A 23,482-nucleotide genomic window follows, 5' to 3' on the forward strand; every position below is an offset into this window, starting at 1 on the left:
CCCACCCACGCACTCCGCGAGCCCGATCGATGAGCCAGCCCCTGCCCGCCACACCGCCCGCCGACGAACTGCGCCAACGCCTCGCCGCCGCCGAGGCCCAGCTCAATCGCGTGGTGCTGGGCAAGGCACGACAGGTGAAACTGGGGCTGGCCTGCCTGGTCGCCGGCGGCCACCTGCTGCTGGAAGACGTGCCCGGCGTGGGCAAGACCACGCTGGCGCACGCGCTGGCCGCCAGCTTTGCGCTGGAGTTCCAGCGCGTGCAGTTCACCAGCGACCTGCTGCCTTCCGACATCCTCGGCGTGAGCGTGTACGAGCGCGAGACCGGCCAGTTCCGTTTCCATCCCGGCCCGATCTTCGGCGGTCTGCTGCTGGCCGACGAGATCAACCGCGCCACGCCGAAGACGCAGAGCGCCCTGCTGGAGGCGATGGCCGAGGGCCAGGTCACCGTGGATGGCCAGACCCATGCGCTGCCGCAGCCATTCTTTGTGGTGGCCACGCAGAACCCGCTGGATCTCGCCGGCACGTTCCCGCTGCCCGATTCGCAGCTCGACCGCTTCATGCTGCGGCTGTCGCTGGACTATCCCGATCCCGCCGCCGAACGCGAACTGCTCACCGGCGTCGACCGCCAGGACCTGCTGGCCGGGTTGAAGCCGCAGCTGGACGGTGCCGCCCTGCTCGCGCTGCGCCGGCAGGCACAGGCGATCACCGCCAGCCCCGCCCTGCTCGACTACCTGCAGGCGCTGCTCGGCGCCAGCCGGCGCCATGCCGAGATCCGCACGGGATTGTCGCCACGTGCCGGGCTGTCGCTGCTCGCCGCGGCACGCGCCTGGGCGCTGCTGGACGGCCGCGGCTACGTGCTGCCGGAAGACCTGCAGGCGCTGTTCGTGCCGCTGGCCGCACACCGGCTGGTGGCCGCGCGCGGCATCGGTGGCGAGGCGCTGGCGCGCGAGCTGCTCGCCGAGGTGGCGGTGGACTGATGCGCGCCGCCCTGCTGCGCCGGCTCAACCAGTTCGCCGAACGCCGTCTGCCCGCGCTCACCCGCCTGCGCCAACCCGAACCGCTGCCGATCGAACTGGGCCGGCGCCGCATCTACATCGTGCCCACCGCGTTCGGGCTCGGCTTCGGCATGCTGTTGCTGGTCATGCTGGTGGGCGCGCTGAACTACGCCAACAACGCGGCGCTGCTGTTGACCTGCATGCTCGGCGCCGCCAGCGCGGCGAGCATGCTGCTCGCGTTCCGCACGCTGGATGGCCTGTCCTTGCGCGGCATCCGCGCCGGCCATGCCATCGCTGGCGACCCGCTGGAACTGGTGCTGGATTTCGCGGCACGACGCCCGCGCGAATCCGTGCGCCTCGACTGCGGGGGCGAGTCGCTGGCCTTCGCGGTGAAGGGCACCACGGAACTGCGGCTGCGGCTGGCCACCACCCGGCGCGGCTGGCAGGCCTTGCCGCGGCTGAAGCTGTGGAACACCTGGCCGCTGGGCCTGTTCCGCGCGTGGAGCTGGCTGCATCCCCGGCAATCCGTGCTGGTGTGGCCACGGCCGGAAATCGCCGGTCCGCCGCCGATGTTGCCGGCCGATGCGCGCGAGCGCCTGCGTCCGCAAGCGGGCGAGGAACTGGCCGGCTTGCGCGACTATCGCCGCGGCGATGCGCCCAGGCACATCGCGTGGAAGGCCAGCGCACGCCACCACGACCTGCTGGTGAAGGACTTCGACCGCCCCGAGCCGCGCGAGACCTGGCGCCTGGACTGGCAGGCACTGCGCGCGCTGGACCACGAGGCGCGCATCGCCCGGCTGGCGCGCTGGCTGGGCGAGGCGGAGGCGCAGGGGCGGCGCTACAGCCTGCAGCTGCCGAACGAGCGCATCGACGTCGACAGCGGCCCGGCCCACTACGCGCACTGCATGAGTGCGCTGGCGGTGCTGCCGTGACGAGCCCGGCCACCACACCGCTGGCGGCGCGCAGCTTCGACCTGGCCGCGCTCGGTCTGGCCGCCGTGCTGGCACTGCACGCGCCGCACCTGCCATGGTGGCTGAGCGCCGCGCTGGCGCCGATCCTGTGCCTGCGCTGGTGGCTGCGCCGCCGGCGGCAGGCACGCACGCCGGCCTGGCTGAAGTTGCCGCTGCTTGCGGCACTCCTGCTGGCCATCGTGAGCTGGTACGGCAACCTGTTCGGCCAGGAGCCCGGCGCCGCGCTGGCGGTGGGCCTGCTGGTGCTGAAGCTGCTGGAAACCGAGACCGTGCGCGACGCCCGCGTGGGCATGAGCTTCGCCTGCTTCACCCTGATGGCCGCGCTGCTGTTCGACCAGAGCCTCGTCGCCACCACCACGGTGGCGCTGGGCCTGCTGCCGCCGCTGGCCGTGTTGCGCACGCTGGAACCGGGACGGCAAGCGCCGCCTGCGCTGTGGCGCGAACTGCTGCCCGGGCTGGGCCTGCTTGCCGCCGCGCTGCCATTGGCTCTGTTCGCCTTCCTGCTGCTGCCGCGGCTGAACTCGCCGCTGTGGGGAGCGCCGAACGCCAGCGAGCAACGCACCGGCCTCAGCGATCGCATGACGCCGTCCGGCTTCACCCGGCTGCTGGTCGACGACAGCCCCGCGCTGCGGGTGAGCTTCGACGGTTCGCCACCGCCGCCCGACCAGCGTTATTTCCGCGCCTTCGTGATGAGCCATTACGACGGCATCAGCTGGACCTACCGCGACGTGGCCAACCAGCCGCCGGTGCCGGTCGAAGCCTCGCGCACCATCCGCTATCGCATCAGCCTGGAACCGACCCGGCAACGCGTGCTGCCCACGCTGGACGTGCCGCTGGCCGCGCCGGCCGGCGCCAGCCTGCGCCGCGACCATGAGGTGATCGCCGACCGGCCGGTGGACAGCCTGCGCGACTACACGCTGGAATCCGCCACCCGCTACCGGCTGGAACCGCAGCTCGGCCGTTACCACGCCCGCTGGCTGCAGCTGCCCGCCGGCTACAACCCGCGCACCCTGGCGCTGGGGCGCTCATGGCGGGCGCGTTACGGCAGTGACGATGCCGCCATCGTGCAGGCTGCGCTTGCGCTGTTCCACGACGGCGGCTTCCGCTACACGCTGGCGCCCGCGCCGCTGGGCCGCGACGCGATGGACGATTTCCTGTTCGACACCCGCGAAGGTTTCTGCGAGCACTACTCGTCCGCCTTCACCGTGCTGATGCGCGCCGCCGGCATCCCCGCCCGCGTGGTCACCGGCTACCAGGGCGGCTACTGGAACGCGATGGGCCGCTACCTGCTGGTGCGCAATTCCGACGCGCATGCCTGGAGCGAGGTCTGGCTGGCCGGCCGCGGCTGGGTGCGGATCGATCCCACCGCCGCCGTGCGCCCGCAGCGCATCAGCCTCGGCGCCGCCGCCGCGGCACCCGGCCAGTTGCCGTGGTACCAGGACGGCTGGCTGCAGTCGCTGCGCAACCACTGGGACATCGTCAACCGCTGGTGGAACCTGAGCGTTAATGGCTTCGACGCGCTGCGCCAGCGCGGACTGCTGCAGCCGTTCGGCATCCGCGAGACAGACACTTCCACGCTGGCGCTGCTGCTGGCCATGGCCTGCGTGCTGTGCATGGGCGCCGGGCTGGCGTGGGTGTGGCGGCGGCGCGAACCGGAAGACGCCGCGGTTGCCGCGCTGCACCGGCTGGAACGCAAGCTGGCGCGACTGGGTGTGATACGGCAAGCCGGCGAGGGACCGCGGGATTACCTGCAACGCGCCGCCCGCGCGTTGCCCGCGCAACACGACAGGCTGATCGAACTGATGCACCACTATCTCGAGCTGCGCTATGCCCGCCCCGAGCCGACGACGGAATCCCTGCGCGCGCTGCGACGTGCGGTGCGGGATTTTCCTGTCGTCCGCATGGTCAAATAAGCGTTGATAGGGTTGCGCACACAATCGTCCATGATGGAGAAACCGCCATGTCCCTCTACCGTCCCCTCACGCTGATCGCGGCCATCGCCCTGCTGGGCGGTTGCGCGACCATTCCGCAACCGCTGCAAGGCAACTACACCAACGTCTCCAGTGCCGCCGCCCAGCAGGGTGGCGCCGGTGGCACCCAGGTGCGCTGGGGCGGCGAGATCATCAAGACCGAGCCGGGCCCGCAGCAGACCTGCTTCTACATCCTGGCGCGCCCGCTGGACAGCCAGGCGCGGCCTGAACTGAGCCGTGCGGGCGGCGACCAGGGCCGCTTCGTGGCCTGCCACAGCGGCTTCTACGATCCGGAGGTGTTCACCCGCGGCCGCGAGCTGACCGTGACCGGCACCATCCATGGCACGGTGACGCAGAAGGTGGGCGACTACGACTACCCCTACCCGCGCGTGGAAGCCGACGTGGTCTATCTGTGGCCGAAGCGCCCGGTGTACGTGGAAACACCCTACCCGCCCGGCTTCTATGACCCGTTCTGGGGTCCGTGGGGTCCGTGGGGCTACGGCTACGGTTATCCGTACTGGCGCGGGCCGCGCGTGATCGTGGTACGCCCCGCGCCACCGCCGCCGAAGAAGTAGGCAGGGCAGCGCCCGTACGAAGACGCCGGCCAATGGCCGGCGTCTTTCGTTTCGCGGCATGGCGGCAAATCAGCCCGGCGGCCAGTGCAGGCGCCGCCCGGCCAGCAGGTGCACATGCAGGTGGAACACGGTCTGGCCGCCGTCCTCGTTGCAGTTGACTACCGTGCGGTAGCCCTGCTCGGCGAAGCCCTCACGTTTCGCGTAGTCCGCGCAAGCCAGCAGCAGCTTGCCCAGCAGCGACGCATCGGCCGCCGTGGCGTCGTTCAAGGTGGCGACCGCTTGCTTCGGGATGAACAGCACGTGCACCGGCGCCTGCGGGTTCACGTCGCGGAAGGCCAGCAGCTCGTCGTCCTCGTAGACGATGTCGGCCGGGATCTCGCGCCGGATGATCTTGTCGAAGATGGTGTCGCCCATGCCTGACTCCTTCCCATGTCCTCATGACAGGCGCAACAGCATACCGTGCGCACCCGGCGCCACGTGCCGGAAACCGAACTTCGCATAGAGCTCGTGCGCCGTGCCGTCGGCGATGAGCCCGATCATGGCGCGCGACGGCGCACGGGCGCGGATGTCGTCCATCAACGCCTGCATGATGCGCCGGCCGAAGCCCTTGCCCTGCCATGCGGGTGTCACCGCGATGTCGACCACGAACAGGAACAGGCCGCCGTCACCCACCACGCGCCCCATGCCGATCAGTTCACCCGCGTGGCGCACACACACCGAACTCCAGCTCGCCGCAAGACCGATCGCCGCGCCCTCCGCGGTCATCAGGCTCAGGCCCGCCGCCGTGCGCAGCGCACGGTATTCATCGTTGCCGGGGATCTCCAGGGCGAGCGTCGGCTGCACGGCTTCAGTCCAGCAGCTGGCGGCCGCCGAACGCATGCGCCAGCGTGCCGCGGTCAACGAATTCCAGTTCGCCGCCCAGCGGCACGCCATGCGCCAGCCGGGTCGGCCTGATGCCGCCGGCGCGCGCCAGCTGCGCCAGGTAGTGCGCGGTGGCCTCGCCTTCCACGGTGGGGTTGGTGGCGATGATGAGTTCCTCCACCTCGCCCTCGCCCAGTCGCTGCGCAAGCTGCGGCAGGCCCAGCTCATCCGGCCCCAGCCCGTCCAGCGGCGACAGCCGGCCGTGCAGCACGAAGTACTGGCCACGGTAGCCGGTGGCCTGCTCGATCGCGGCCAGCTCCACCGGCGACTCCACCACGCACAGCAGCTGGCGGTCGCGGCTGTTGCCGGCGCAGATCGCGCACAAGGCTTCCTCGCTGAAATTGCGGCAGCGCTGGCAGTGCCCGATGTGTTGCATCGCCTCACGCAGCGCGTCGGCCAGTTTCAGGCCACGCTCGCGGTCGCGCTCCAGCAGATGGAACGCCATCCGCTGCGCGCTCTTGCCGCCCACGCCGGGCAGGCAGCGCAGCGCTTCGATGAGGCCGGACAGGAGTGGAGAGGAAGACATCGTCCTCTCAGAACGGCATCTTGAAGCCCGGCGGCAGGCTCATGCCGGCGGTGACGCCGCCCATCCTGTCGCGGCTGGCCTGGGCCACCTTGTTCACCGCGTCGTTGATCGCGGCGGCGACCAGATCCTCGGCCATCTCCGGATCGTCGGCGAAGGTCTGGCGGTCGATGACCACCTTGCGCACCTCATGCGCGCCGCTCATGGTCACGCTCACCAGGCCGCCGCCGGCGCTGCCGGTGACTTCCAGCTTCGCGATCTCCTCCTGCGCACGCTTCATGTCTTCCTGCATGCGCTGGGCCTGCTGCATCAGCTGGCCGATCTGACCTCTCATGGCCTTGCTCCGTTACTGCGGGTTGTCTAGGGGTTTCACCGACTGCGGCACCACGCGGGCGCCGAAATCGCGTTTCATGGATTGCACGAAGGGATCGTCCTCGATCGACTGCTCGGCGGCCGCCTGAGCCGCGTTGCGCGCCTGCGTGGCACGCGCGGCAGGGGTGGCGGTAACGGCCGTCTTGTCGATGTCGACGAAACGCAAACGGATGCGCTCGCCCAGCGCCTGGCTGATGCGCTCCTCCATCTGGCTGACCATCGGCTCCACCGCCATGCCCATGTGCGCCGGCTGCAGCGCCAGCACCAGGGTGTTGCCGTCGCGCTCGCGCAACACCGCGTTCTGCGCCAGCACGCTGAACGGGCCGCGCAGGCCAGCCTGCTCGATCAGGCTCTCCCATGGCGGCAGGCCGCTGGCATCACGCGGCGACACGGATGTGGATGTGGTCGGGGCGACCGTCTCGCGCACCGCGGGTGCGGGGGCGGCCGACGCGTTGCGATAGGCGGGCGCGGCCGGTGGCGCGGCGGCCGCGGCGCTGCGTGCAGGTGACGGCGCAGGCCGCGGTGCAGGCGCGGATGCCGGAGCGGCGCGTTCCGTCGCCTGCCCCGCGCCGTCGACGGGACGGAACGCCAGCATGCGCAGCAGCGCCATCTCGAAGCCGGTGCGCGCGTCGGGCGCCAGCGCGAGGTCGCGGCGGCCACCGATCGCGATCTGGTAGTAGAGCTGCACGTCTTCCGGCGCGATGCGCGCGGCCAGCGCGTGCAACGCCTCGCCATCGGATTCGTCGCCCGCCCGGTAGCCGGGGATCAACTGGATCAGCTGCAGGCGATGCAGCACGCCGGCGAGGTCGTCCAGCACACCACCGAAGTCCGGCGAGTACGAGGCGATCTGCGCACACTCGGCAAGCAGGCGCGTGCCGTCGCCGTCGGCCAGCGCGGCCAGCACGCCCAGCACCTGGCCACGGGCCACGCTGCCCAGCATGGTGCGCACCTCGTCGGCCTTGAGCTCGCCGCCGCCGTAGGCGATGGCCTGGTCGAGCAGCGACAGGCCGTCGCGCAGCGAGCCGTCGGCGCCGCGCGCCAGCTCCTCGATCGCGGCATCCTCGTAGGCGATGTTCTCGGCGCCGAGGATGTGCCGCATCTGGCCCGCGATCTGCTCGGGCAGCAGGCGCTTCAGGTTGAACTTCAGGCAGCGCGACAGCACCGTCACCGGCAGCTTCTGCGGGTCGGTGGTGGCGAGCAGGAACTTCACGTGCGGCGGCGGCTCTTCCAGCGTCTTCAGCAGCGCGTTGAACGCCGGCTTGGAGAGCATGTGCACCTCGTCCACCAGGTACACCTTGAAGCGGCCGCGCGAAGGCGCGTACTGCGCGTTCTCGATCACCTCGCGCACGTCGTCCACGCCGGTGTTGCTGGCCGCGTCGATCTCCAGCAGGTCGACGAAGCGGCCTTCGTCCACCGCCGTGCATACCGCGCATTCGCCGCAGGGATCGGCCGATTCGCCGCGCTCGCAGTTCAGCGACTTGGCGAAGATGCGCGCGATGGTGGTCTTGCCCACGCCGCGCGTGCCGGTGAACAGGTAGGCGTGGTGCATGCGCCCGGTGTCCAGCGCGTTGGTGAGCGCGCGCACCACGTGCTCCTGCCCCACCAGTTCGGCGAACTTGCGCGGGCGCCATTTGCGGGCGAGGACTTGATAGGACATGCCTGACTACCTTGGGGCGAGGGTCGATTGTGCCAAGTCGACACCGGTTTCGGTAGGCGCGGCTTCAGCCGCGATCGGCGCGGGCTGCCCCGAAATGGCGGCGGCCCCGCCAGCCACACCCCGGCACCCGAATCATCCACTACCGTTGCTTCCTTCCGGACCTGGCGGGGTTTGCGGACTATCGTCGCGGGGGGACCGACGGGGCCACCATGGACGTTGCACGGCTCATCGCCGTGGCTCGCTTTGATCAACTGGCGGAGAGGGCGGGATGGTTCGGCCCGTCCTGGGCCTCACCCTTCGCTACGCGAAGGGCCAGCCTGCGGCTGTCCAAATTCGTTCCCGACGAATTTGTCGAACCACGCGGGTTCTCACCCACCCTCTCTCTTCCGTGATTCCATACTGCTGCGCCAGCTTCCGGGCCGTCGCGTCTTTCAATCATCTGGCGGAGAGGGCGGGATTCGAACCCGCGATACGGGGATAAGCCGTATACACACTTTCCAGGCGTGCTCCTTCAACCACTCGGACACCTCTCCGCAAAAACTTCCCCGCAGCGTCACCGCCGGGCGGGATGGTTCGGCTCGTCCTGAGCCTCACCCCTCACTTTCGTTCGGGGCCAGCCTGCGGCTGTCCAAAATTCGTTACGACGAATTTTGTCGAACCCGCGATACGGGATAAGCCGCATACGCAATTCGAGGGGCATCCCGTATCGACCACCCGGGCACCGCTCCGCACGCAAAACCTTCCTGCCGGCCAAACCGCTACGGTCAAGAGGAGAAAGGATAGCGACCGCTGCGGCAGCTGACAAGGGACGACGGGGTTCAACCCGCATCCGCATGCGGTGGCAGGGGCATTTCCAATGCGACGCGCTGCCCGGTCGTGGCGATGCGATAACCACGTGCGGCCAGTACCGCGCCGTCGCTCGCGCTGCCGTAGTGGTAGAGCAACAGCCGCTTGCGCAGCGTCGCCTCGTATTCGCGCTCGATGTCGTCGATGCCGGTGTGCGAAGGGTTGCCGACCAGGCCGCAATCGTGCGCCACCAGCACGCCTCCGCCGGCGTGCTGCGCCAGCGCCTCGGGAATCGGACGGGTGTCGCCGGTGTAGACGAAGCTGCCGGGCAAGGCGAGGCCGAACGAGGTGTTGGGCCGGTGGTGGCGAGTGGCGAACACGTCGAACCACAGGCCGTCGAGCCAGAAACCGCGCGCGCACGGCACCAGCCGGAACGCCTCCCAGAAATTCACCCCGCCTTCGGCCAGCACGCCGGGGTAGTCGGCCACGCGCGCCTGCAGCCACGGGATCAGCGCGGCGTGTGCGAACAACCGCGTGGTGCCGCGCAGGTGCTCGTCGAACCACAGCTTGATGAACAGGCCTTCCAGTCCCGCCACGTGATCCATGTGGGTGTGGGTGACGTAGAGCGCAGGCGGCAGCGCGCCATAGGCATCGAGATAGCGGTCCAGCGTATCCGGACCGCAATCGACCAGCAGCACCGGCACGCCGTCGCGTTCCAGCACCACGGCCGAGGAACCCAGCTCGCGGGCCGCGTGCGCCGCGCCCGTACCGAGGAAATGCAGATGCCAGTTCATGCGCCGAAGGTAGCCTCGTAGGCGTCGAGGAGAGGTGTCCAGACGGTCGTGCGGAAGGCCGCTTCGCCCTGCGCAGCGGCGCCGAGCTTGAGCAGCGAACGATGCAGCCGCTCGAGGTTGGCCAGCCGCCAGGCTTCGACCGGCGTGCGCAGGCGGCCGCGGTCGAAATCGATCAGGTGCAGCGCCGGGGATGTCACCAGCACATTGTGGGCGTTGAGGTCGGCATGCCAGACGCCGGCACGATGGAAGCGCGCCACCAGCGCACCGACTTCGCGCGCCAGCTCCGCGTCCAGCCGTCCGGCGGCGAGGCATTCGGCCAGCGTCTGCGCATCCGCGATGCGCCGGGTGATCAGGTCGGCGCGGTAGAACAGGCCTCCTCGCCGGTAGCGCGCGGCCACCGGCACCGGTCCGGGCAGGCCCAGGCGCACGATCTCGGCCAGCAGGCGGAATTCGGCGAAGCAGCGCGTGGCATCCGCGCCACGCCACAGGTAACGGTCGCCCATCAGCTTCGCCACCATGCCGCCGCGGTGGTAATGCCGCAGCACGCATTCGCCGGCCGGCGTGGCAATCAGTTGCACGCCGCCACGGCCACCCGACTGCGAACGCAGCGCACCATGCTCGCGCCAGCGTTCCGGCACGAACCAGTCGGTGTCGACTTGTGGCGAGGCCTCGGCGTCGAACAGAATCGCGCCATCGGCGTCTTCGCGCAGTTGCTCTTGCATCGGTGCTGGCACGCCTCTGTCGGGAAAGGTCTGGACATCCGGCTCTTGCCCGTCATTCCCGCGAAAGCGGGAACCCAGTGCCTCGCACCCGCGACCTGAAGTCGCTGGATCCCCGCTTTCGCGGGGATGACGGCAGAATCAGAACTTCATCCGCTTCTGGCGATTTTACATGTCCCCTCCCGCTTCGCTCTGCCTGCTGCGCACCTCGGCCATCGGCGATGTCACCCACGTGGTGCCGCTGCTGCGCACGCTGCAGGCGGCATGGCCGCAGACGCGGCTGACCTGGGTCGTGGGCAAGCTGGAGCGCAGGCTGGTGGGTGACCTGCCCGGCGTGGATTTCGTTACCTTCGACAAGGCCGCGGGCTGGTCCGGCATGCGCGAGGTATGGGCAGCGCTGCGCGGCCGCCGCTTCGACGCGCTGCTGCAGATGCAGGTGGCGCTGCGCTCCAACCTGCTGAGCCTGGGCATCCAGGCGGAGCGGCGCATCGGCTACGACGCGGCGCGGGCGAAGGATCTGCACGGCCTCGTCGTCAACGAACGCATCCCCGCGCGCACCGGCGAACACGTGCTGGATGCGATCGGCAGCTTCTGCGAGCCGCTCGGGCTGAAGCAGACCCAGGTGCGCTGGGACATCCCCGTCCCGGACGAAGCACACGCCTGGGCTGCGGAACAACTGCCGGGCGGTGCGCCCGCCCTGCTGGTGAGCCCCAGTTCCAGCCATGCGCTGCGCAACTGGCGGCCGGAGCGCTACGCGGCCGTGATGGATCATGCCGCGGCACGCGGCTGGCGCGTGGCCCTGGTGGGCGGCCCCTCGCCCGCCGAGCGCGCGATGGCCGACTCGGTTCGAGCGGCCTGCAAATCGGCGCCGCTCGACCTCACCGGCAAGGACACGCTGAAGAAACTGCTGGCCCTGCTCGGCCGCGCGCAACTGCTGCTGACGCCCGACTCCGGCCCGATGCACATGGCCAACGCGGTCGGCACCAAGGTGCTCGGCCTGCACGCCGCCAGCAACCCGGACCGCTCCGGCCCCTGGTCCGACCGCCGCTGGTGCGTGGACAAGTACGACGCGGCCGCGCGCAAGTACCTGCACAAGCCGGCCAGCGAGATCGCCTGGGGCAGCAAGATCGAATACCCCGGCGTGATGGACCTGGTCGGGGTCGACGACGTGGTCGAGCGCTTCGAGGCCGCCAGCGCCCATCTCGGCCTCGGCTGACGCCGCGGGTGCCGCCTACAGCTCGCGCAGCTTGATGTCGCGGAACTGCAGCCGGATCGGCGTCTCGCCCTTGTCCTCCGTCCCCTGCAGGGAAACATGCCCGCTGTGGAAGCTGCCGAAGTCCGGCCACGCCTTGAACTTGGTGGTGGCGACCAGCTTCTTCCAATCGTCCGTCCACAGCATGGTGTCGAGCACCTTGTGGCCGTTCTGGAAGAACTGCAGGTGGCCGTGGTCGGCAATGATCTCGAAGCGGTTCCACTGCGGCGCCTGGTTGACCCACTCCACCGGCGAGGAAATCAGGTCGAACAGGTCGCCCGAGCGCTCGTTCAGCACGCGGCTGTCCGGCTTGGTGCAGGCGAGGTCGGCGATCTGCATCTCCGGGCCGGTCTCGTAGGGCTGCGCGTACTTCGGCGACTCGTTCACGTAGAACATCACCCCGCTGTCGGCGCACGGCGTCATCCGCCATTCCAGCTTGAGGTCGAAATTGGCGTACTCGCCGTCGCTGACCAGGTCGGCGAAATCCTCGCCGCGGCCGCTGCGCCCGCGCTGCAGCTGGATGGCGCCGTCGTGCACCGACCAGTCCCTGGCGGGCGCCTTCTGCAGGTAGGAATGCCAGCCGTCGAGGTTGCGGCCGTTGAACAGCAGCTGCCAGCCCTGCGCCTTTTCCTGCGGCGTGAGCGTATTCGGCGCCTGCGCGTTCGCCGTCCCGCAGGCCAGGCAGGCCCAGGCCATCATCAGCATGCGTTGCTTCGTCGACATCGTGGTTTCCTGGTGGGGGTTGCGTTGCTCAGGAGCCGGCGTGCCCGGCCGCGGGCGGGAAGGACGGCGGCGCGTCGTGCAGGTCGCTGCCCCAGGCCCGGTCCGGCGTCGCCTGCAGCGAGAAGCGCAGCTTGCCGCCGCGGGTGGCGAACGCCGCCGGCAGCCACGGGCGCGCGTATGGCTGGCCGTCGACCTGCAGGGCGTGCACATAGGGCGTGCCGGCGCTGGCGCCCGGCGCGTCGATCACCACGTCGCCACCGCCGCGGTGAACCACGGCATGGTCGAACAGCGGGCTGCCCACGACCAGCTCCGCGCGACCGGGAATCTCCGGGTACAGGCCCAGCGCCGACCACACGTACCAGGATGACATCTCGCCCAGGTCGTCGTTGCCCGGGATGCCGTCGGGCGCGTTCTTCCACAGCGCATTCACCACCGCGCGCACGGTCGCCTGGGTCTTGTACGGCTGGCCGGCGAAGTCGTACAGCCAGGGCGTCGCCACCGACGGCTCGTTGTTCAATTCCGCATGCAGCGGCCCGGCGTTGGTGAAGGCCCAGCGGCCGTCGGCCTGGTGGAAGAAGCGGTCCAGCCGCGCGGTCGCCTTGTCGTAGCCACCCATCGCATCGAACAGGCCGTGCAGGTCGAACGGCACCATCCACACGTAGACCGCCGCGCTGGCCTCGACGAAGCCGTCGTCGGTGGACGGCGTGAAGGCCGGCCAGCTGCCGTCGGCGTTGCGGTTCTGGATGTAGCCGCCGTCCGGCGCGGCCTTCGGGTTGTACAGGTTGCGCCAGTAGCCGGCGCGGGCGAGGAAGCGCCGCTGCCCGGCGCGGTCGCCCGCGTCGGCGGCGAGTTCGGACAGCGCGAAGTCGGCCGTGGCGTCCTCCAGCGTCTCGGCGGCGCCACCCCAGGCGTGCGACTTCGTGGCGATGTAGTGCAGCTGCAGCCACTGGTCCAGCGAGGGCCGCTCGCCCACGCATTCCACGTTGCAGCCGGCGTCGGATTCGTCGTGTGCGGTCGGCACGGTGGCGGCGCGGGCCAGCGAGGCGTAGGCGCCGCGCAGGTCGAAGTCGCGCCCGCCGAAGGCGTAGATGGCGGCCAGCGAGGGCACCGCGGGATCGCCGCTCATCACGTGGGTGCCGCCGCCGTTGTGCGTCCAGCGGTCCCACTCGCCCTGGTTCTGCTGCGCCTGGTGGTAGAGCGACTGCGCGATGTCGCTGCCCACCTTCGGCAACAGCCAGGTCACCAGCTGCAGCTGCGAGCGGTACACGTCCCAGCCGGAGAAATTGGCGTACTGCGCCTGCTGGCCGCCCTGCACGCGATGGACTTTTCCGTCGAAGCCGCGGTATTCGCCGTCGACGTCGCTGAACACGTTCGGGTGCAGCAGGCTGTGGTACAGCGCGGTGTAGAACACCGTGCGCTGGTCGGCGCTGCCGCCGTGGACCTGGATGCGGCCCAGCGCCTGGTTCCAGGCGTCATGCGCCTTGGCGCGCAGCTGCGCCAGCGTGGCGCCCGGCGGGATTTCCGCGTCGAGATTGGCGCGCGCGTTCGCCAGGCTCACGTAGGAGATGCCCACGCGCATCCCCACCGGGCCCTTGGCCGGATCGAACGAGACCCATACGCCCGAGCCCTTGCCCGCGGCCGGGAAGCCCTTGGCGTCATAGCCGGTGCCGCCCTGCGCCACGGTGGCGCCGGCGTGCACCGCCGCATCGCGCCAGGCGCCGGTGGCGGTGAACGGCCGGTCGAAGCGCGCCACGAAATACAGCGTGTAGTAGCTGCGCTGGTCGGCCTTGGCCAGGTAGCCGCAGAAGTTGCCGCTGGTGACCGAGCCGCTGATCGTGCGCTGCGCCGGGTCGATCCGCGCCGTGGCCGCGCTGCTGCCCACTTCCGAATCCGAGCTGCGCAGCAGCAGGTTCGCCGGCCTGCCCGCGGGAAAGGCGAAGCTCGCGATGCCGCTGTGCATCGCCGCCGCCAGTTCCACCTGCACGCCGTTGGCCAGCGCCAGCTGGTAGTCGCCCGGCGTCGCCCGCTCGTCGGCGTGGCGGAAGTCGACGGCGTAGCGCGTGTCGCCGGTGTCCGCCGAAGGCGAAGTCGTGACCGGCGCGGTGAGCGGCATCACCGGGATGTCGCCGCTCGCCCCCGCGCAGCCCGCGCCCGACAAATGGGTGAGGCTGAAGCCGCGGATGCGCCGCGCGTCGTACTGGTAGCCGCTGGGCGAGGCGGTGCGTACGTGGTGCCCGCGCGTGTTCTCCGGGCTCCACTGCAGCATGCCGAACGGCAGGACGGCGCCGGGATAGGTGTTGCCGCCGTTGCTGCTGCCGATCAGGGGATTGACCGCAGCGGCCGGCGATGCATCCGTCGCCGTCGCACATGCCGAGGCCAGGACCAGCAGGCTGCCCGACACGAGCAGGCAGGTGCGGGAGAAGACCTTCGGTCGGACGCTGTTCCAGTTCCGCTGGCGCATGAGCAGGTGTTCCCCTCGGAGTGGCGCATGATTTGGATCGATCCAAATCGAAGAGGGAAATCTAGCCCAAACCGCGGCATGAATCGAGTTGCACAGCAACATCGCAGGCGCCCAGGCAAACAGAGGCCTAGGCTCACCGAGTCCAGGCACCCCGTGCCAGCCGCAATCGTGTTGCGCCGCAAAAGCCAATCCGTCAAGCCGGCGGAAGCTCGGCGCCGCATTCCATCCGGGCCCTCACCCGCCTGCCGGCCCGCCCCTCTTCCGCAGGGCGAGGCAATCCTGCATCAGACGGCGCGGTAATCCTGGTAGGACTTTTCCTCGACCAGCTGCGAGCCGAGCTTCACGTTGATCTCGCGCTTCACCGCGGCGCGTTCGTCGTTGCGGAAGTACACCGAGCGGGCCAGCTCGATGAATTCGGCATCGAAGGCCTGCGCCTTTTCCTTGAGGCGGATGTCGTCCTCGATCACCCACAGCGCCTCGTTCACCGCAAGCAGGCGCGCGCGCTCGTCGCGGATGTCGGTCTTCGAGGCCGGGTGCGCGGCCCACGTGGCGTTGAGCAGGTCGAGCTCGGTACGCACGTTGGCCAGCTTGGCGGGATCGCCGATGCGCTGCGACTTGATTTCGAGGATGGTGATCTTGTCGATCAGCTCGCCGTAGGACACCGGGGTCTGGATCAGGCTCATGGTTCGCTCCTGGGGTCAGGCCGCATGCGCGGGATGGAAGGCGCCGTTGCGCACGAGTTCGCAGACGGTACGCACGTCGCCGTCCAGCGCGCGGTCGCGGTGCAGGAAATCGATGTGCCGGCGCAGCGTGGCGTGGGCGCGGCGCACGTCGGCGCCGGCGTGGAAATCGCTGCTGGCGGCCAGCGCATCCGCAAGCTGGCGCGCCTCGGCGACGAACTGCTCGTGGTGGGGCTGGCCTTCGCGCGGCGCGTTGGACACCTTCGCCGCCAGCGCCTGCCAACCGCCGCGCTGCGCGAGGCGGCGCGCGGCGTTGAGCATTTCCTGGCGGTAGTCCAGCGCCTGCGCGGCGGTGTACAGCTCCAGCGCGATGACGTGGCCGAGGTCTTCCATCATCTCCATCACGTGGCGCGCCTCGTTGGCGCCCATCGAGACATGGTCCTCGGCGTTCGCGCTGGTCGGCACCGAGTACACGCTGGCCGGGTGCGCGCGCGTGGCGAGGTCGTTGACCAGCGCCGCGGCGGTGTACTGCACGATCATGAAGCCGGAGTCGGTGCCGTCCTCGTTGCCGCTGAGGAAGGCCGGCAGGCCGTCGTTGGTGGCCGGGTCGACCAGCTTGTTGAGGCGGCGCTCGGAGATCGAGGCCAGCACCGGGATCGCCGCCTTCACGTAGCTCATCGCCAGCGCCAGCGGCATGCCGTGGAAGTGGCCGGCGGAGATCACCTGCTCCTCGATGAAGCGCGCGCCTTCGGCGTCGGGGAAGATCAGCGGGTTGTCGGTGACCGCGTTCAGCTCGATGTCGAACACGCGGCAGGCCTGTGCCCAGGCGTCGCGCACCGCGCCATGCACCTGCGGCATGCAGCGCAGGCAATAGGCGTCCTGCGGCTGGTGCTTCTTGCCGCCCTTGAACGGCAGGAAGCGCGCGTAGAACGCCTCGCGTCCGTGGCGCTGGTTGGCCGGCACCCAGTCCCAGCCGATGTCGAAGCTGAGCGCCTGGTCGTCCGGTTCGCTCCACGCCTCGACCGTCCACGGCTTGAAACGCGGCACGAGGTGATAGGGAATGTCGAGCAGGGTGGAACCCTGCAGCAGTTCGCGCACATGCGCGGCCGCCGCGACTTGCCCCGGATGCGGGCGCAGCTCGTGCACCTCGGGCCGCAGCGCGCCGCTGCGGCCGGCGAAGGCGTCCAGCGTCATCGAGGCGGCAAGGTCGGCGGCGTCGAGCAGGCGTTCCAGATCGTGCAGCGCCAGCGTGCCGGTGGCCAGCATCTGCGCGGTGCCGTTGTTGAGCGCGAGGCCCTCCTTGAACGACAGGCGCACCGGCACAAGGCCCGCGCGCTTCAGCGCCTCGCCGCCCGGCAGGCGCTCGCCGTCGTAGAACGCCTCGCCACCGCCCAGCAGCACGATGGCCAGATGCGAGAGCGGCGCGAGGTCGCCGCTGGCGCCCACCGAACCCTTCTCCGGCACCACCGGCACCACGCCGGCGTTGAGCATCGCGGTGAGCGCTTCCAGCGTGGACACGCGGATGCCCGAATGACCACGCATCAGGGTATTGATGCGGATGACCAGCATCGCGCGCACCACGTCGACGCCGAACGGCTTGCCAACACACACGGCGTGGGTGGTGATCAGGTTGTGCTGCAGCTCTTCCAGCAGCGTGCCTTCCGGCACCTCCGTGCGGCTGCCCGGCAGTTCGTCGCGCACGCGGTGCGCACCCAGCAGCTTGTCGGCATTGCTGCCGAAACCGGTGGTGACGCCGTAGGTGGGCTCGCCGCAGTTGACCTTGTCGGCGAGGAAATCGGCCGCGCGCTGCACGCGTCCCAGTTGCTTCGCATCCAATGCCACCTCGGCGCCGCCACGGGCCACCGCCACCAGCTGCGCCCGGGTCAGGCTGCTGCCGTCGAGAAGAATGGCTTCGCTCACAAATGCTCCAACAGGCATACGCGCCCAACAATGTCGTCATTCCCGCGAACGCGGGAATCCATCTTTCAATCCAGCAGATCTTCCCAAAGGTCTCGCCATTCCGGGTTGGTCGTCTCGATCAACTCCAGCTTCCATGCCCGATTCCACTTTTTCAGTTGCTTCTCGCGCTCGATAGCCGAAGGAAAATCGGGCCTGTACTCAAACCAGACCAATCGCTTCACGCCATAGCGTTTGGTAAAGCCCTCGACCAAACCCTCACGATGTTCCCATGCGCGCAACCGCAGATTTCCTGTCACGCCGACGTACAAGGTGGCCCGCTCGCCACTGGCCATGATGTAGACAGCGGGTTGCTTCGAAGTCATCCATGCCTCCGTGTCGCACGCCCCCTTCGGCCCCTGACGTCATTCCCGCGCAAGCGGGAATCCATTTCCTTTGCCGCAAGCGAAGATGGATGCCCGCTTGCGCGGGCATGACGCCGCGGTATATCTGATCCTTGGCGTCATCCAATCCACACCTGCCTCAGCCCATCGCCGCCGCCTGCTCCAGCTCCACCCGCAGCGTCTTGACCAGTTCGGTGCGTGCCACCTCGAACTGGTCGCCGCGACGCAGGTCCTTCACCGTGACCACGCCCTTGGCCAGTTCGTCCTCGCCCAGCACCACGGCGAAGCGGATGCCGGCGCGGTCGGCATACTTGAACTGCTTGCCCAGCTTGCCGCCCTCCAGCACCACCTCGGTGGCGATGCCGGCGGCGCGCAGCTCGCCGGCCAGCGCGAGGTAGGCCGGCAGTTGCGCCTCGTCCATCTGGGTCACCAGCACGTCCACCGTGCTTTGCGCGGTATGCACCAGGCCGGCCTCGCGCAGCTGCCAGTACAGGCGGCTGAGGCCGATCGAGATGCCCACGCCGGGCAGGTGCGACCTGGTGTACTGGCCGGCGAGGTTCTCGTAGCGGCCACCCGAGCAGATCGAGCCGATCTGCGGGTGTTCGTTGAGCGTGGTCTCGTAGACGATGCCGGTGTAGTAATCGAGGCCGCGCGCGATGGAGAGGTTCAGCGCGTAATGCGTCTCCGGCACGCCGAAGTCGCGGATCAGCCCCAGCACTTCCTTGAGTTCCGCGCGGCCCTGCTCCAGCGCCTCGGGGCCGGCGCCCAGCGCATCGAGCTTGTCGAAGGCGTCCTGCAGCGAGGTGGAGCGCACCTGCACGAAGGCGAGGATCTTCGTCGCCACGTCCGCCGGGAGGCCGAACGCTTCCCCGGTGAGCGTGTCGCGCACGTAGTCGGCACCACGCTTGTCCAGCTTGTCCACCTCGCGCAGCACCAGCATCTGCTGCTCGGGATCGGCCACGCCCAGGCTTTCGAAATAGCCGCGCATCAGCTTGCGGTGGTTGAGCTGGATGGTGAACGGGCCGATCGCCAGTTCGCGGAACACGCTGTAGATCACCGCCGGCAGTTCGGCGTCGTATCGGATCGACAGGCTGTCCTTGCCGATCACGTCGATGTCGCACTGGTAGAACTCGCGGAAACGGCCGCGCTGGGCGCGCTCGCCGCGGTACACCTTCTGCATCTGGTAGCGGCGGAACGGGAAGCTCAGCTCGCGCTCGTGCTCGGCCACGTAGCGCGCCAGCGGCACGGTAAGGTCGAAGCGCAGCGCGAGGTCCGGCTTCTCGCCCTGCTCAAGCGCGCCGGTGGATTGCACGAAATACACCTGCCGCTCGGTCTCGCCGCCGGTCTTGGTCAGCAGCACGTCGGCGTACTCGATCACCGGTGTCTCCACCGGCAGGAAACCGAAGCGCTCGTAGTTGCGGCGGATCGTGTCGAGCATGCGCTGGAATGCAATCTGGTCGAGCGGCAGCAGCTCGAGCACGCCGGGCATGGTGCGGGCCGGGGTAAGCGCCATGGAAACCTCTGTGACGGGGATGGAATCGCCGCGCGGCGACAGCCGCCAAGATTAACAGATGGCCTCCGCCGGCCGCAGTCAGCGTCACGGCCTCGCGCCGGAAGCGGGGACTGTTGCCAAGCCCCCCGGCCATCATTAAGATGTGCGGCTCCCGCGGGGTGTAGCTCAGCCTGGTAGAGCGCTACGTTCGGGACGTAGAAGTCGCAGGTTCAAATCCTGTCTCCCCGACCAAGATCCAGACTCCTGAATCCACGGATACCAGGAACAGGAAAGCCGCCCTCCCGGGCGGCTTTCCTGTTTTCCGGGCGCCTCGCGCGGATCGGCCCTGGAACGAAACCGGGATCAGGACTTCGAGGCCGCCGAATTCGGCATGAGGCCGAAACGCAGCATCACCAGCTGCCCGTTCGCGCTGCAGGCGGCTTCGGCACCGAGCTGCCCCTTGTCGAACTGCAGCGGGAGCAGCACGACGACGTAACCCTGCGTCATCTGCCCCTGGCTCGCGCCACCGATCGACTTGGCGTTGCCGTACTGCTTCGTCAGGTTCCCCCAGGCCTGCTGCAGCTTGTCGCTTGCCGGCTTGTGCGCGGGGTCGAACGACTGCATCGCGCCGTTGAAATCACCCTTGTTCATGGCGGTGATCGCCCTATTCGCCGCACCACCGCAACTTGTCGTCTGTGCGGTCGAGGCCGGCGTCGACTGCGGCGCTTGCTGCGGTTTTTGCTGCTGCATCTCTTGCTGGCGCATCTCCTGCTGCTGCATCTCCTGTTGCTGCTGCATCTCTTGCTGAGGGGTTTGCTGCGGGGCTTGCTGCGCAGGAGCCATCTGGGCCTGCACGCCGCTGAAGGCCATCAGCATGGCCGGAAGGATGAAAGGGGTGGCCAGTTTCATGTCGTCTCCTCCTCGTGGGGATGGGAGCGCGACGGCAAGCGTGTCAGTCTGGGGGATTGCATCGACCGAGGCGCGGTGCCGGCGATGAAGCGGCCAGGGCCGTCGCGGAGGGAGCGCCGCCTACACGACGCCTCCCCATCCTCGTAAGCCGGGACGCCACTGTCAAACCACGCGCCCGCAACCATTCAGCAAGGTGAGCATCCGGTATTCACCCGTCGCGGGCTTCGTCCCGCGAGGGCCGGGACGGCCAGGCCGTTTCGGCGAGGGGCAGCGGTGCTTGCTTGAGCACCGACGCGCCATGCTCCGCACGGTGGATTTGGCCGGGACCGGTCGCGCTGTTCCCCGGCTGGTGTTTCAACGACAACGGCCGCCCATGAGGCGGCCGTTGTCGTTTCCGGCCTGCAGCGCGAGATGTCGTCTCCGGCCGGCATCATCGACGCGGCATTCTCCCTCAGCCGTTTGAGGCCGCAGTGCAGCGATCATTCGGGCAGGCGAAATCCACCTCCGCACCCAGCCCGATCGTCACCGGAATGTTGGCGCGCGTATCGACGACCTTGCCGTCCTTCAGCAACGACACCGTATAGACCGACATGGGCAGGTTGCGCAGGCTGTAACGTCCCTTGGCATCGACGGTGACATGACGATGCAAGCCGTCGCTGCTCTTCGCGACCACGGTTTCGCCGGCCGGCGCCTGGCCGAAGATGTGCGCCGTCGTGCTTTGCGCGCTGGCGGACGGTGGCAGCATGCCGCCCATGGCTGCCATCCCGGCGATCATTGCCAATCGGGACACCGCGCGCGCGTTCCGCATCACGTGCAGGCGACGCCTGGCGTGCTCGATCTTCCTCATGTTTCCCCTCCTTCGGACATCCCGTGAGTGGAAGCCCGCCCGCAATGATCGGCAGGCCCCCGGTCCCCGCCCTGCCGGATCATGCCGGCGCCCTGCTCACCCTCGGGCGGTTCCGCAACCTTGCGACACGTGGACATGCTTCGCAAGTGGAGCGGCTCGGCCCGCCGCGGGATGCTCGACCGGCGCGCTCAGCCCGGCACGGCCAGCGCCGCCAACCGCTCCAGCTCGGCCTCGATGAAGCCTGCCTCCAGACGCGCGGGACGATTGAACGGGCCGCGCAGGCTGACCCCCAGGTAGTCGCGCAGCAGGTCGAAGAAGGTGGCGAAGGGGTCGACGCCATCGCGTTCGCAGCACCAGCGATACCAGCGGGTACCGGCAGCCACGTGGGCCACTTCCTCGCGCAGGATCACTTCCAGCACGGCGATGGTGCGCTCGTCGCCGGCATGGCGCAGGCGCTCGATCATGCCCGGCGTCACGTCCAGCCCGCGCGCCTCCAGCACGCGCGGCACCAGGGCCATGCGCGCGGTGTCGGAATGCGCGGTCTTCTCGGCCATTTCCCACAGGCCGTTGTGCGCGTCGAAGTCGCCATAGACGTGGCCCAGTTCGGCCAGCCGCGTGGAGAGCAGCGCGAAATGACGCGCCTCGTCGTGGGCGCAGCTGGCCCAGTCGCGGTAATAGCCGTCGGGCATGCCGCGGAAGCGGTAGACCGCATCCCAGGCGAGGTTGATCGCGTTGAACTCGATGTGCGCCACCGCGTGCACCAGCGCGGCGCGGCCTTCGGCGCTGCCCAGCCCGCGCTGCGGCACCTGGCGGGCGCTGACCAGTTGCGGCTTGGCGGGGCGGCCTGGCGCGCCGACCGGTTCGGGTGGCAGCGAGTATGGAGCGGGACGAAGTTCGCCCGACTGCACGGCCGCCCACGCGGCATGGGTGAGGCGCAGCTTTTCCGCCGGATCGCTGGCGTCGAGGCAGGCCTTGGCGATGGCGTGCAGGTCGGTCATGGAGTTTTTCGCGAGCACCCGCCCCTCACCCTGCCTCTCCCCGGAGGGAGAGGGGCACGCGTTATGCGCTGCGGCGCGCGGCCTTGGCGTCGTCCGATCGCAGCATCTCGATCTGTTCGAGGTAGTGGCGGTCGAGGCCGGTGACGTATTCGCCGTTGAAGCAGGAGGAATCGAAGTGCTTCAACGCTTCGTTGCCGTCCTGCACCGCCCACACCAGGTCTTTCAGCTCCTGGTAGATCAGCCAGTCGGCGCCGAGCATCTGCTGCACCTCGGCCTCGGTCTTGCCGGCGGCGACCAGTTCGGTGGCCGAGGGCATGTCGATGCCGTACACGTTGGGGTAGCGCACCGGCGGCGCGGCAGAAGCAAAGTAGACCTGCTTCGCGCCGGCATCGCGTGCCATCTGGATGATCTGCCGCGAGGTGGTGCCGCGCACGATGGAGTCGTCCACCAGCAGCACGTTCTTCTTGCGGAATTCCAGGTCGATCGCGTTGAGCTTGCGGCGCACCGATTTCACGCGGTCGCCCTGCCCCGGCATGATGAAGGTGCGGCCCACGTAGCGGTTCTTGACGAAGCCCTCGCGGAACGGCACGCCCAGCGCCTCGGCCAGCGCGCTGGCGGCGGTGCGTGCGGTGTCGGGGATCGGGATCACCGCATCGATGCCGTGGTCGGGGCGCTCGCGCATGATCTTCTCGGCCAGCTTCTGGCCCATGCGCAGGCGCGCCTTGTACACCGACACGTTCTCGATCATCGAGTCGGGCCGCGCCAGGTACACGTATTCGAAGATGCACGGCGCATGCACCGCGCCGTCCGCGCAATGCCGCGTGTGCAACTGGCCGTCGTCGGTGATGAACACCGCCTCGCCCGGCGCCACGTCGCGCAGGCGCTTGAAGCCGAGCACGTCGAACGCCACCGACTCGGAAGCCACCGCGTACTCGCGCCCTTCCGCGGTGACGCGCTCGCCCAGCACCAGCGGGCGGATGCCGTTGGGGTCGCGGAACGCCAGCAGGCCGTAGCCCAGCAGCAGCGCGATGCAGGCGTAGCCGCCGCGCGCGCGCGCGTGCACGCCGGCCACGGCCTTGAAGATGTGGTCGGGCGTCAGCGCCATGCGCTCCTGGATCTGCAGCTCGTGCGCCAGCACGTTCAGCAGCACCTCGGAATCCGAATCGGTGTTGATGTGGCGCCGGTCGTCCTCGAACATCTCCTTGCGCAACGCCTCGGTATTCACCAGGTTGCCGTTGTGCGCGATGGCGATGCCGTAGGGCGAGTTGACGTAGAACGGCTGCGCTTCCTCGGCGCCTTCCGAGCCCGCGGTGGGATAGCGGCAATGCCCGATGCCTACGCGCCCGCGCAAACGGCTCATCGCGCTCTGGTTGAAGACGTCGCGCACCAGGCCGTTGCCCTTGTGCAGGCGCAGCCGCGCGCCGTCCACCGTGGCAATGCCGGCCGCGTCCTGGCCGCGGTGCTGCAGCACCGTCAAGCCGTCATAAAGCGCCGATGCCACTTCGGTGGTACCGACGATGCCGATGATTCCGCACAT

Annotated in this window: 22 protein-coding genes, 2 tRNA genes and 1 other RNA gene; 6 read left to right on the forward strand and 19 right to left on the reverse strand. The window is 69.1% G+C overall.

All coding sequences use genetic code 11. The features are described 5' to 3' along the window. The first annotated feature begins 29 nt into the window (after positions 1-29). The 4 genes from ABQJ56_RS11405 to ABQJ56_RS11420 are packed head-to-tail and all read left to right on the forward strand — an operon-like array spanning position 30 to position 4,511. Complete coding sequence (locus tag ABQJ56_RS11405) at positions 30-977, forward strand: AAA family ATPase (protein WP_367845134.1); 948 nt, start codon at positions 30-32, stop codon at positions 975-977. Further along, positions 977-1,927: a DUF58 domain-containing protein gene (locus tag ABQJ56_RS11410; protein WP_367845135.1), complete on the forward strand. Its 951-nt coding sequence runs from the start codon at positions 977-979 to the stop codon at positions 1,925-1,927. The genes ABQJ56_RS11405 and ABQJ56_RS11410 overlap by 1 nt, the downstream gene beginning before the upstream one ends. Continuing rightward, a complete protein-coding gene (locus tag ABQJ56_RS11415; RefSeq protein ID WP_367845136.1) occupies positions 1,924-3,879 on the forward strand; it encodes a transglutaminase TgpA family protein in 1,956 nt (651 codons plus the stop codon). The genes ABQJ56_RS11410 and ABQJ56_RS11415 overlap by 4 nt, the downstream gene beginning before the upstream one ends. Positions 3,880-3,926: 47 nt before the next feature. After that, a complete protein-coding gene (locus ABQJ56_RS11420) occupies positions 3,927-4,511 on the forward strand; it encodes a Slp family lipoprotein (RefSeq protein ID WP_367845137.1) in 585 nt (194 codons plus the stop codon). Positions 4,512-4,580: 69 nt separating this feature from the next. Here the strand turns inward: ABQJ56_RS11420 and ABQJ56_RS11425 are convergent, their stop codons facing one another. From ABQJ56_RS11425 to ABQJ56_RS11465, 9 genes are all read right to left on the reverse strand, one after another. After that, positions 4,581-4,925, reverse strand: coding sequence for a histidine triad nucleotide-binding protein (locus ABQJ56_RS11425; protein WP_367845138.1), 345 nt, complete (start codon positions 4,923-4,925; stop codon positions 4,581-4,583). A gap of 21 nt (positions 4,926-4,946) precedes the next feature. Then, the gene (locus ABQJ56_RS11430; protein ID WP_367845139.1) at positions 4,947-5,390 is read right to left on the reverse strand and encodes a GNAT family N-acetyltransferase; all 444 of its coding nucleotides are present in this window, start codon (positions 5,388-5,390) and stop codon (positions 4,947-4,949) included. After that, positions 5,359-5,958 carry a recombination mediator RecR gene (gene recR / locus ABQJ56_RS11435; protein WP_367845140.1) on the reverse strand — a complete coding sequence of 200 codons (600 nt, stop codon included), beginning with the start codon at positions 5,956-5,958 and terminating at the stop codon, positions 5,359-5,361. The genes ABQJ56_RS11430 and recR overlap by 32 nt, the downstream gene beginning before the upstream one ends. Before the next feature lie 7 nt (positions 5,959-5,965). After that, entirely contained in the window at positions 5,966-6,289 is a 324-nt protein-coding gene (locus ABQJ56_RS11440) for a YbaB/EbfC family nucleoid-associated protein (RefSeq protein ID WP_367845141.1), read from the reverse strand. Positions 6,290-6,301: 12 nt separating this feature from the next. After that, positions 6,302-7,984: a DNA polymerase III subunit gamma/tau gene (dnaX, locus tag ABQJ56_RS11445; RefSeq protein WP_367845142.1), complete on the reverse strand. Its 1,683-nt coding sequence runs from the start codon at positions 7,982-7,984 to the stop codon at positions 6,302-6,304. Between the two features lie 104 nt (positions 7,985-8,088). Further along, an RNA gene (ffs, locus tag ABQJ56_RS11450) (signal recognition particle sRNA small type) lies at positions 8,089-8,185 on the reverse strand. A 239-nt stretch (positions 8,186-8,424) separates the two neighbouring features. Continuing rightward, a tRNA-Ser gene (locus ABQJ56_RS11455) sits at positions 8,425-8,517 on the reverse strand. A 285-nt stretch (positions 8,518-8,802) separates the two neighbouring features. Continuing rightward, a complete protein-coding gene (locus tag ABQJ56_RS11460) occupies positions 8,803-9,564 on the reverse strand; it encodes an MBL fold metallo-hydrolase (protein ID WP_367845143.1) in 762 nt (253 codons plus the stop codon). Further along, complete coding sequence (locus ABQJ56_RS11465; RefSeq protein WP_367845144.1) at positions 9,561-10,286, reverse strand: 3-deoxy-D-manno-octulosonic acid kinase; 726 nt, start codon at positions 10,284-10,286, stop codon at positions 9,561-9,563. Before ABQJ56_RS11465 ends, ABQJ56_RS11460 begins: the two co-directional genes overlap by 4 nt. A 169-nt stretch (positions 10,287-10,455) precedes the next feature. Here ABQJ56_RS11465 and ABQJ56_RS11470 point away from each other — a divergent pair, with 169 nt between their 5' ends. Further along, positions 10,456-11,499 carry a glycosyltransferase family 9 protein gene (locus ABQJ56_RS11470; RefSeq protein WP_367845145.1) on the forward strand — a complete coding sequence of 348 codons (1,044 nt, stop codon included), beginning with the start codon at positions 10,456-10,458 and terminating at the stop codon, positions 11,497-11,499. A 15-nt stretch (positions 11,500-11,514) separates the two neighbouring features. On the opposite strand, the gene ABQJ56_RS11475 is transcribed toward ABQJ56_RS11470, so the two are convergent. The 6 genes from ABQJ56_RS11475 to hisS all read right to left on the reverse strand — a co-directional run bounded on the left by ABQJ56_RS11475 (position 11,515) and on the right by hisS (position 19,212). Further along, a complete protein-coding gene (locus ABQJ56_RS11475; RefSeq protein ID WP_367845146.1) occupies positions 11,515-12,258 on the reverse strand; it encodes a 3-keto-disaccharide hydrolase in 744 nt (247 codons plus the stop codon). A gap of 28 nt (positions 12,259-12,286) precedes the next feature. After that, entirely contained in the window at positions 12,287-14,719 is a 2,433-nt protein-coding gene (locus tag ABQJ56_RS11480; protein ID WP_367845147.1) for a GH92 family glycosyl hydrolase, read from the reverse strand. Positions 14,720-15,003: 284 nt separating this feature from the next. After that, entirely contained in the window at positions 15,004-15,402 is a 399-nt protein-coding gene (locus ABQJ56_RS11485) for a DUF6165 family protein (RefSeq protein WP_367845148.1), read from the reverse strand. A 15-nt stretch (positions 15,403-15,417) separates the two neighbouring features. Next, entirely contained in the window at positions 15,418-17,319 is a 1,902-nt protein-coding gene (locus ABQJ56_RS11490; protein WP_367845149.1) for an HAL/PAL/TAL family ammonia-lyase, read from the reverse strand. Between the two features lie 65 nt (positions 17,320-17,384). Next, positions 17,385-17,681: a GIY-YIG nuclease family protein gene (locus ABQJ56_RS11495; protein ID WP_367845150.1), complete on the reverse strand. Its 297-nt coding sequence runs from the start codon at positions 17,679-17,681 to the stop codon at positions 17,385-17,387. A gap of 157 nt (positions 17,682-17,838) precedes the next feature. After that, positions 17,839-19,212, reverse strand: a complete 1,374-nt coding sequence (hisS, locus tag ABQJ56_RS11500; RefSeq protein WP_367845151.1) for a histidine--tRNA ligase — start codon at positions 19,210-19,212, stop codon at positions 17,839-17,841. Between the two features lie 154 nt (positions 19,213-19,366). Between hisS and ABQJ56_RS11505 the strand changes: the two genes are divergently transcribed. Beyond that, positions 19,367-19,443: transfer RNA gene (locus tag ABQJ56_RS11505), tRNA-Pro, on the forward strand. A 111-nt stretch (positions 19,444-19,554) separates the two neighbouring features. Here ABQJ56_RS11505 and ABQJ56_RS11510 read toward each other — a convergent pair. The 4 genes from ABQJ56_RS11510 to purF all read right to left on the reverse strand — a co-directional run bounded on the left by ABQJ56_RS11510 (position 19,555) and on the right by purF (position 23,482). Then, positions 19,555-20,100: a hypothetical protein gene (locus ABQJ56_RS11510; RefSeq protein ID WP_367845152.1), complete on the reverse strand. Its 546-nt coding sequence runs from the start codon at positions 20,098-20,100 to the stop codon at positions 19,555-19,557. Positions 20,101-20,551: 451 nt separating this feature from the next. Continuing rightward, on the reverse strand, positions 20,552-20,947 hold the full coding sequence (locus tag ABQJ56_RS11515; protein WP_367845153.1) for a carboxypeptidase-like regulatory domain-containing protein: 396 nt from the start codon (positions 20,945-20,947) through the stop codon (positions 20,552-20,554). 188 nt (positions 20,948-21,135) lie between these two features. Continuing rightward, complete coding sequence (locus tag ABQJ56_RS11520; protein ID WP_367845154.1) at positions 21,136-21,945, reverse strand: ferritin-like domain-containing protein; 810 nt, start codon at positions 21,943-21,945, stop codon at positions 21,136-21,138. A 61-nt stretch (positions 21,946-22,006) separates the two neighbouring features. Next, positions 22,007-23,482, reverse strand: a complete 1,476-nt coding sequence (purF, locus tag ABQJ56_RS11525) for an amidophosphoribosyltransferase (protein WP_367845155.1) — start codon at positions 23,480-23,482, stop codon at positions 22,007-22,009.

It is taken from the genome of Rhodanobacter geophilus (assembly GCF_040812275.1).
Lineage (GTDB): Bacteria > Pseudomonadota > Gammaproteobacteria > Xanthomonadales > Rhodanobacteraceae > Rhodanobacter_A > Rhodanobacter_A geophilus.

Excerpts from the sequence above, each read along its gene's own strand:
- dnaX (WP_367845142.1), bottom strand. The coding sequence starts at position 7,984 with ATGTCCTATCAAGTCCTCGCCCGCAAATGGCGCCCGCGCAAGTTCGCC.
- purF (WP_367845155.1), bottom strand. The coding sequence starts at position 23,482 with ATGTGCGGAATCATCGGCATCGTCGGTACCACCGAAGTGGCATCGGCG.
- ABQJ56_RS11475 (WP_367845146.1), bottom strand. The coding sequence starts at position 12,258 with ATGTCGACGAAGCAACGCATGCTGATGATGGCCTGGGCCTGCCTGGCC.
- ABQJ56_RS11425 (WP_367845138.1), bottom strand. The coding sequence starts at position 4,925 with ATGGGCGACACCATCTTCGACAAGATCATCCGGCGCGAGATCCCGGCC.
- recR (WP_367845140.1), bottom strand. The coding sequence starts at position 5,958 with ATGTCTTCCTCTCCACTCCTGTCCGGCCTCATCGAAGCGCTGCGCTGC.
- ABQJ56_RS11495 (WP_367845150.1), bottom strand. The coding sequence starts at position 17,681 with ATGACTTCGAAGCAACCCGCTGTCTACATCATGGCCAGTGGCGAGCGG.
- ABQJ56_RS11480 (WP_367845147.1), bottom strand. The coding sequence starts at position 14,719 with ATGCGCCAGCGGAACTGGAACAGCGTCCGACCGAAGGTCTTCTCCCGC.
- ABQJ56_RS11410 (WP_367845135.1), top strand. The coding sequence starts at position 977 with ATGCGCGCCGCCCTGCTGCGCCGGCTCAACCAGTTCGCCGAACGCCGT.
- ABQJ56_RS11440 (WP_367845141.1), bottom strand. The coding sequence starts at position 6,289 with ATGAGAGGTCAGATCGGCCAGCTGATGCAGCAGGCCCAGCGCATGCAG.
- ABQJ56_RS11420 (WP_367845137.1), top strand. The coding sequence starts at position 3,927 with ATGTCCCTCTACCGTCCCCTCACGCTGATCGCGGCCATCGCCCTGCTG.
- ABQJ56_RS11465 (WP_367845144.1), bottom strand. The coding sequence starts at position 10,286 with ATGCAAGAGCAACTGCGCGAAGACGCCGATGGCGCGATTCTGTTCGAC.
- ABQJ56_RS11470 (WP_367845145.1), top strand. The coding sequence starts at position 10,456 with ATGTCCCCTCCCGCTTCGCTCTGCCTGCTGCGCACCTCGGCCATCGGC.
- ABQJ56_RS11520 (WP_367845154.1), bottom strand. The coding sequence starts at position 21,945 with ATGACCGACCTGCACGCCATCGCCAAGGCCTGCCTCGACGCCAGCGAT.
- ABQJ56_RS11515 (WP_367845153.1), bottom strand. The coding sequence starts at position 20,947 with ATGAGGAAGATCGAGCACGCCAGGCGTCGCCTGCACGTGATGCGGAAC.
- ABQJ56_RS11405 (WP_367845134.1), top strand. The coding sequence starts at position 30 with ATGAGCCAGCCCCTGCCCGCCACACCGCCCGCCGACGAACTGCGCCAA.
- ABQJ56_RS11510 (WP_367845152.1), bottom strand. The coding sequence starts at position 20,100 with ATGAAACTGGCCACCCCTTTCATCCTTCCGGCCATGCTGATGGCCTTC.
- hisS (WP_367845151.1), bottom strand. The coding sequence starts at position 19,212 with ATGGCGCTTACCCCGGCCCGCACCATGCCCGGCGTGCTCGAGCTGCTG.
- ABQJ56_RS11485 (WP_367845148.1), bottom strand. The coding sequence starts at position 15,402 with ATGAGCCTGATCCAGACCCCGGTGTCCTACGGCGAGCTGATCGACAAG.
- ABQJ56_RS11460 (WP_367845143.1), bottom strand. The coding sequence starts at position 9,564 with ATGAACTGGCATCTGCATTTCCTCGGTACGGGCGCGGCGCACGCGGCC.
- ABQJ56_RS11430 (WP_367845139.1), bottom strand. The coding sequence starts at position 5,390 with ATGCGTTCGGCGGCCGCCAGCTGCTGGACTGAAGCCGTGCAGCCGACG.